The organism is Facklamia sp. P12937, from assembly GCF_050409505.1.
Lineage (GTDB): Bacteria > Bacillota > Bacilli > Lactobacillales > Aerococcaceae > Facklamia.
This window is the reverse complement of the sequence record NZ_JBNUPI010000050.1, coordinates 1-662: the sequence shown is the minus strand read 5'-3', so window position 1 is coordinate 662 and position 662 is coordinate 1. Positions and strand designations below refer to the sequence as shown.

The 662-nt window shown below is 30.7% G+C and carries 1 protein-coding gene and 1 pseudogene; both read left to right on the top strand.

What is annotated here, in order from left to right:
• The first annotated feature begins 85 nt into the window (after positions 1-85).
• Positions 86-445 (top strand): hypothetical protein, encoded by a 360-nt coding sequence (locus ACQV2R_RS08650; protein ID WP_428892119.1) that lies wholly within the window; start codon positions 86-88, stop codon positions 443-445.
• Positions 446-450: 5 nt separating this feature from the next.
• Positions 451-662, top strand: a pseudogene (locus tag ACQV2R_RS08645) (hypothetical protein); the annotation flags it as partial.

The following is a 662-nucleotide window of genomic DNA, read 5'->3' as shown; positions in this document are numbered from 1 at the left end:
TATTAATAGGTAAATAACCAAACAAAACAGATTAAAAGGAGCCATTAACTATGAGTTATAACCATCTTACAATAGAAGAGAGAGCTTGTATTTATCAATTTTAAATTTAAGAAGGAGTATCATAAAAATTGCCAAAACATTAAGAAGATCTCTTAGTACAATTTCAAGAGAAATAAAAAGCAATTCTTCAAACATTAAGGTTCGTAGACGAAAAGAGAGACATAGAAAAAGCAAGTATTGTTTTGTAACACTGGCAGAAAGAAGATCCAGATATTACATAGCGATATTATTAGAAAATAGAAAGTCGGAAAATATCACATCGGCAATCATTAATGCGCTAAAAGATCTTGTAAAAATAATAACATTTGACAGAGGCGAAGAATGTTCAGAATTTGAGCAAACAGAAGAGGAATTAGGCTGTAAGACATATTTCTATGATCCTTAGTGTGCTTGGCAAAAGGTACAAATGAAAACAGCAATGAGCTTTTAAGAGAGTTTTATCCTAAAGGTCTAGAGTTGTCAAAAGTAAGTAAAGATGGTTTACACTATAACCTAGAGTTAATGAAAAATAGACCAAGGAAAGGTATAAAATATAAACCACCTAAAGAAGAACTTTTTAGTTTCTTACTATCGGTGTTGCATTTGATTGGACAATTCGTCAA